At 55.6% G+C, this 6,427-nt stretch carries 7 protein-coding genes; 2 read left to right on the forward strand and 5 right to left on the reverse strand.

Annotation, left to right across the window (positions count from 1 at the left end; all coding sequences use genetic code 11):
* A partial coding sequence (locus JU82_RS03550; protein ID WP_037946548.1) for an ABC-F family ATP-binding cassette domain-containing protein occupies positions 1-1,817 on the forward strand: 1,817 nt, incomplete at its 5' end.
* Positions 1,804-2,496 carry a 16S rRNA pseudouridine(516) synthase gene (locus tag JU82_RS03555; protein ID WP_037946551.1) on the forward strand — a complete coding sequence of 231 codons (693 nt, stop codon included), beginning with the start codon at positions 1,804-1,806 and terminating at the stop codon, positions 2,494-2,496. The genes JU82_RS03550 and JU82_RS03555, both read left to right, overlap by 14 nt.
* Positions 2,497-2,501: 5 nt before the next feature.
* Here JU82_RS03555 and JU82_RS03560 read toward each other — a convergent pair whose 3' ends face one another.
* From JU82_RS03560 to JU82_RS03580, 5 genes are all read right to left on the reverse strand, one after another.
* A complete protein-coding gene (locus tag JU82_RS03560) occupies positions 2,502-3,101 on the reverse strand; it encodes a pentapeptide repeat-containing protein (protein ID WP_294892091.1) in 600 nt (199 codons plus the stop codon).
* Positions 3,102-3,151: 50 nt separating this feature from the next.
* Positions 3,152-3,643 carry a hypothetical protein gene (locus tag JU82_RS03565; protein ID WP_294892092.1) on the reverse strand — a complete coding sequence of 164 codons (492 nt, stop codon included), beginning with the start codon at positions 3,641-3,643 and terminating at the stop codon, positions 3,152-3,154.
* 52 nt (positions 3,644-3,695) lie between these two features.
* Positions 3,696-3,989, reverse strand: a complete 294-nt coding sequence (locus JU82_RS03570) for an addiction module antidote protein (protein WP_037946554.1) — start codon at positions 3,987-3,989, stop codon at positions 3,696-3,698.
* Positions 3,990-3,991: 2 nt separating this feature from the next.
* The gene (locus JU82_RS03575) at positions 3,992-4,282 is read right to left on the reverse strand and encodes a type II toxin-antitoxin system RelE/ParE family toxin (RefSeq protein WP_037946562.1); all 291 of its coding nucleotides are present in this window, start codon (positions 4,280-4,282) and stop codon (positions 3,992-3,994) included.
* Positions 4,283-4,375: 93 nt separating this feature from the next.
* The coding region (locus tag JU82_RS03580) for a copper-translocating P-type ATPase (protein ID WP_037946568.1) at positions 4,376-6,427 on the reverse strand (2,052 nt) is incomplete at its 5' end.

Below are 6,427 nucleotides of genomic sequence, written 5' to 3' on the forward strand. Positions count from 1 at the left end.
ACCTCACCAAAAGCTACGGCACGCGAATCCTCTTCGAGGATCTCTCCCTCAAACTCAACTCCGGAAACAAAGTCGGCTTCGTCGGGCGCAACGGAACGGGAAAATCGACGCTGTTCAAGATCATCCTCGGCGAAGAACCCTATGACAGCGGCGAAGTGATCCTCCCCAAAAACTACCGGATCGGAACGCTCCGCCAGCACCTCCATTTCACCCACAAAACGGTGCGCGAAGAGTGTGCCTCAGTACTCGAAGGGGACGCAATCCACGAAGTCTACCGCGTCGAGAAGATCCTGTTCGGACTGGGATTCACGCAGGAGGATCTCGACCGTGACCCCCTCAGTTTCTCGGGGGGGTACCAGATACGGCTCAACCTCGTCAAGCTCCTCGTCACCGAGCCGAACCTTCTGTTGCTCGACGAGCCGACCAACTACCTCGACATCGTCTCGCTGCGGTGGCTCGCATCGTTCATCCGCTCCTTCGAGGGAGAGGTGATCCTCATCACCCACGACCGAGATTTCATGGATTCGGTCACGACCCACACGATGGGGCTGCGCCGCCGAAGCGTCAGCATCATCAAAGGCAACACCCGCAAATACTACGAGATGATGGCGCAGGAAGACGAGCTCTACGTCAAGACCAAAGCCAACCACGACAAAAAGCGCGCCGAGTTAGAGGATTTCGTCGCCCGCAACAAAGCCCGCGCCTCGACCGCGACGCTGGCGCAGTCCAAGCAAAAAGAGCTGGACAAGATGGGGGTGATGGAGGATCTGGAAGGGGAGAGAGATTTGTCTTTTTCGTTCTCCTACAAACCGACCCCCGCCAAAGTCATACTGCAGGCCAAAAATCTCTCGTTCGGCTACACAGCGGACGAACCGCTGTTCCAGAACCTCTCGTTTGCCCTCGAAGCCAAAAAATGCCTCGCCATCATCGGGAAAAACGGCAAGGGAAAATCGACCCTTCTCAACACCCTCGCCGGGGTCTTGACGCCGAACGGGGAGATCACCTCCCATCCCTCCACCGCCATCGCCCATTTCGGCCAGACGAACATCGACCGCCTCGACAAGAACCGCACGATCACCGAGGAGATCCAAAGCGCCGACAACACCCTCCCCAACGTCCGCATCCGGGGGATCTGCGGGACGATGATGTTCAGCGGCGACGACGCCGACAAAAAGATCAGCATCCTCAGCGGAGGGGAGCGTAGCCGCGTCATGCTGGGCAAAATCATCGCTACTCCCGCCAACCTCCTCTTTCTCGATGAGCCGACCAACCACCTCGACATGCAGTCGATCGACTCGCTCTGCGACGCGCTGAAGTGCTTCGAGGGTTCCGTCGTCCTCGTCACCCACTCCGAGATGCTGCTACGCGAGCTGGCCGATGCGCTCATCATCTTCCGCGAGGGGAACGCGGAGTTTTTCGACGGCGGCTACGACGCATTTCTGGAGAAAATCGGCTGGGACGAAGAGATTTCCGACGCCCCCAAACCGACAAAAAGCACCCCCAACACGAACAAAAAAGAGACCAAACAGCAGCGCGCCGCCCTCGTGCAGGAGCGCTCCAAACTCCTCTCCCCCCTCAAAAAAGAGGTAGAGAGATGCGAAAACACGATCATGAAGCTCGAAGAGAAGCTCAAAACCTCCCACGCGCTCCTCATCGACTATTCGAACAAGGGAGATAGCTCGAAGCTGATGGAACTCTCCAAAGAGGTCGCCGCGGACGAGAAAACAATCGAGGAGCTGTTCGAGAAACTCGAAAGCGCAAGCGACGAGATCGCACGGATCGAGCGTGAGTACGAGGCAAAGATTGAAGAGCTCTAAAGTCCGCCTCGACAAACTCCTCTCGTCGCTGGGGTATTGCGTGCGCAAAGAGGTCGCCGCGCTCATCAAAGAGGGGATCATCACCCACACAGAGGGATTGAGCCTCAAACCCGATACCAAAGTCGCCCACGAGGAAATCCGCTTCGACGGAAAGCCGCTCGATCCGCCGCAGGGGATGGTGATTTTGATGCACAAACCCGTGGGATACGTCTGTAGCCATGACGACGGCGAGGGGCGGCTCGTCTATGACCTGCTTCCCGAGCGCTGGCGGCTCCGCGATCCGAAAATCTCGACCGTCGGACGGCTGGACAAAGAGACGAGCGGTCTGCTCCTCCTCACCGACGACGGCGCACTGCTCCACCGCCTCACCTCCCCCAAGCACAAAGTCCCCAAAGTGTACGAAGCGACGCTCGACCGACCTCTAAAGGGGGACGAGGGGGAGATTTTCGCCTCTGGGACGCTGATGCTGAACGGCGAGAAAACCCCCTGTCTCCCCGCCAAACTCGCCGTCATCAGCGAGAAGCATGTGACGCTGGAGATCGTCGAGGGACGCTACCATCAGGTGCGGCGGATGTTCGCGGCGGTGGGGAACCACGTCACCGCCCTGCACCGCTCGACATTTGGGGATTTGACGCTGGGGGATTTAAAGGCGGGGGACTACCGCCTCATCGACAAATAGTCTCTCTAATCGACTAGCACGATCCCCATTGATTCGAGGAGAAACAGCGCCTCGTATCGGTTGAAAATCGCCCCCTTGAGATGATTGGAGCGTATGTCGATCATCGTGTTGCTCGTGTCGGTAAAATTGGCCTCTTCGAGGCGGGTGTTGCCGAACAGCGCCCCCTTGAAATCGCTCCCGCTAAAATCGGCTTTTTGAAACGTCCCGTTGCGAAAATCGACCTCTTTGGCCCGGCACTCTCTCATCACCAGCCCCTCCAGAGTCAGACCGAAAAAGTTGCTGTCATTGAGGATGCACTCGCGGAAACGAATCGGATCGGCGTTCAGCAGACTCTTCCAATCGGCCATCGTCCAATCGATCCCGACCATCTTGCACGAGACGAAATCGACATCGCTCATTTTCGTATTGGTCAGCTTCATCAGGCTCAGGTTGCAGTTTTCGAAACGGCATTCGACAAATCTGCACGAGGAGAAAAACGTTTCGCTGAAATCGCAAGAGACGAAGGTGCAGTCCTCGAACTCCGCTTTGGCGATCTTTTTGCCGTGCAGATCAACACCCTCGAATTTCTCGGCGAATACGTCCATGTTGTCGATGATGGGGGTCATGTTAATAAAGCCTTCATTAAATACTTATCATTAAACTTTGTTCTGCTTCTTTATCCAATTTTTGCAAAAACATAATTTTCTGGTTTAATATTTGTATCATTAAAACCAACATCTTTTCTCATCTCAAGAATTACATTCGCATATAGTTTTTTTAGTATTTCTTGCGGTAAAGTTCCATATACACTAGTATTTTGAATTTGGTGTTCAATAAAAATATTTAAGTTTGAAAGTACTTCATCAGGTGCCCACAACCATGCTGCAGCATATGCTTCATAAAACTTTTCTTTTTGTTCATCTGAAACGCCATGCCCAGAAATAAAAATTCGCAGTGAACTTACAATTTGTTCATAAATCAATCTTCGTTTTTCAAGAATTTTTTCTTCTTTGGATAAAGATGATTTAATCTTTTCAACTTTTTGTGTTATTTCCTCAATATCTTCTTTAGTTGCAGTATTTTTACCCTTTTCAGAAAAGTATGCTGGCAAAAATTTATTCAATAGTAAGCTCACTGCTATTGCTGTCAAAAGAGTTAACCAATCCATTTGATTCCTTTATTTATTTTTTATTCGCATTTTCCTGATTTGAGTAGAAGCTCTATGACGCTTTAAGCGGCGTAATATGAAAATGCAAGCCTAAAGATCGTATCACTTTGGCGATGGTGTCAAAACGAGGTTTGGAACCTGGGGCAAACGTTTTATAGAGGCTCTCACGTCCCAAGCCGCTCTCTAGTGCGATTTGGCTCATGCCGCGAGCTTTGGCGATATGACCGATGGCTCGGATCAATTCATCGGTATCACCCTCTTCGAGGACTTGCGTAAGGTATTCAGCAATCGCTTCTTCGCTGTCCAAATATTGTGTCATATCAAATGGGGTTAATTGTGTTTCCATCGTTATAGCTCCTTTGCCATTTCTATGGCTTTTTCAATATCGCGCTGCTGTGTCGATTTATCACCGCCAACAAGCAAAATAACCAATTCATCCCCCCGCATCGTATAATAGAGCCGATAACCCGGTCCCATATCGACACGCATTTCGTAAACACTTTCACCAACGCTCTTCACATCCCCAAGATTACCGTTCTGAGCACGTTCCAACCGTCGAGCGATTGCGATGCGGGCACGCATGTCTTTGAGTTTGATGAGCCATTGCGAAAATTTATGGGTTTGCTGAATGGTATACATAAACAAATTGTATCCATTTAGATACACACTGTCAATACCTTTGTTGATACGAGAGCAGACATTAAAGATGCGCAATGGTGGTGGCAAAAACAATCAAAGTTTTACCCCCCGCAGCCTCAGCGCATTCGCAATCACCGACACCGAGCTGAAACTCATCGCGGCCGCCGCGATCATGGGGGAGAGGAGAAGGCCGAAATAGGGGTAGAGGACTCCCGCAGCGATCGGTATCCCCGCGGTGTTGTAGACGAAGGCGAAAAAGAGGTTTTCTCTGATGTTGCGCATCGTCGCGCGGCTGAGACGGCGGGCGCGGACGATGCCGCGCAGGTCGCCGTGAACGAGGGTGATCCCTGCGCTCTCCATCGCGACGTCGGTCCCCGTCCCCATTGCGATCCCCACATGGGCCTGCGCAAGGGCGGGGGCGTCGTTGATCCCGTCTCCGGCCATCGCGACGATGCGCCCCTCGCTCTGGAGCTGCTCGATGATGCGCGCCTTGTCCTGCGGGAGCACTTCGGCCTCTACCCTCTCTATCTGCAGTTTTGCGGCGACCGCTTCGGCCGTAATTCGGCTGTCTCCGCTGAGCATCACGATCCGTATCCCCTCGGCGTGCAACGCCGCGATCGCTTCGGGGGTGCTCTCCTTGATCGGATCGGCGACGCCAACCAGTCCCGCCGCCTGCGCGTCGATCGCGACAAACATCACGCTCTGCCCCTCCGTGCGCAGACGGTCCGCAGCCGCGCCCCAATCGCGCGGATCGATCCCCAGCCGTTCGAACAGCCTGAGATTTCCGACCGCCACGCTATGAGCGTCCACGCTTCCGACAACTCCCTCTCCCGTAACCGATTCGAAACGCTTCGGAGCGGTAAGTTCGATCCCGCGACCCTGCGCCCCTCTGACCACCGCTTCGGCGAGGGGGTGTTCGCTGGAGCGCTCCAGCGAGGCCGCCAGACGCAAAACCTCTTGCTCATCCAGCCCCTCCCGGACGGTGAGGGTCACCAGCTGCGGCTTGCCTTCGGTCAGGGTCCCCGTCTTGTCGATGACGAGGGTGTTTACCTTTTCCATCGTCTCCAGCGCTTCGGCGTTTTTGATGAGGACGCCGTGGGTGGCCCCCTTCCCGGTTCCCACCATGATCGATATGGGGGTCGCCAGCCCCAGCGCGCAGGGGCACGCGATGATGAGGACGGCCACCGCATTGATCACGGCGTACGCCAGAGAGGGTTCAGGGCCCCACAGATACCAGACGACGAACGCGACAAGGGCGGTGATGACGACGGCGGGGACGAAAACCCCTGCCACGGCATCGGCTACGTTCTGGATCGGGGCGCGGGAACGCTGCGCCTGCGACACCATCGCGACGATCTGAGAGAGGAGGGTCTCGCTCCCGACCTTTTCGGCCCGCAGGATGAAACTTCCGTTGCCGTTGAGGGTTGCACCGATCACGCGATCTCCGGCTTTTTTGGAGAGGGGGATCGGCTCGCCGCTCACCATCGACTCATCGACATAGCTCTCCCCCTCCTCCACGACGCCGTCCACGGGTATCTTCTCACCGGGGCGGACGCGCAGACGGTCTCCACGCTGCACCATCCGCAGATCGATCTCTTCTTCGCTCCCCCCGTCCCGTACGATCCTAGCCGTCGTCGGCGCCAGAGCGAGCAGCAGCCGGATCGCCTCGTTGGTGCGGCTGCGGGCGCGCGCTTCGAGTACCTGCCCCAGCAGCACCAGCGCCGTGATCACCGCCGCGGCTTCGAAATAGACAGGAATAACCCCGTGCATCGTCATATGCGGGGGAAAGATGCCGGGGAAGATCACCGCTACGGCGCTGTAAATCCATGCCGTACCGATTCCCATCGCAATGAGGGTGAACATGTTGAAATTGCGGGTGCGAAGCGACGCCCAGCCGCGGGTAAAAAAGCTCCACCCGCCCCACCATACGACGGGCGCCGAGAGGATCAGTTCACACCACTGGCGGAGTTTCGGATCGATGATTCTTCCGAACGCTTCCGGCCACATTTCCGACCCCATCGCGCTGATGAACACCACCAGTGCCAGCGCAGCGCTCACCCACAGGCGGCGGCTCAAGTCGTCCGTTTCGTCGTTCCCCTCCGCAAGGCTCGCCTCTTTGAGTTCGAGTGCCATCCCGCATTTGGG

This window comes from Sulfuricurvum sp. MLSB, from assembly GCF_000747095.1.
Lineage (GTDB): Bacteria > Campylobacterota > Campylobacteria > Campylobacterales > Sulfurimonadaceae > Sulfuricurvum.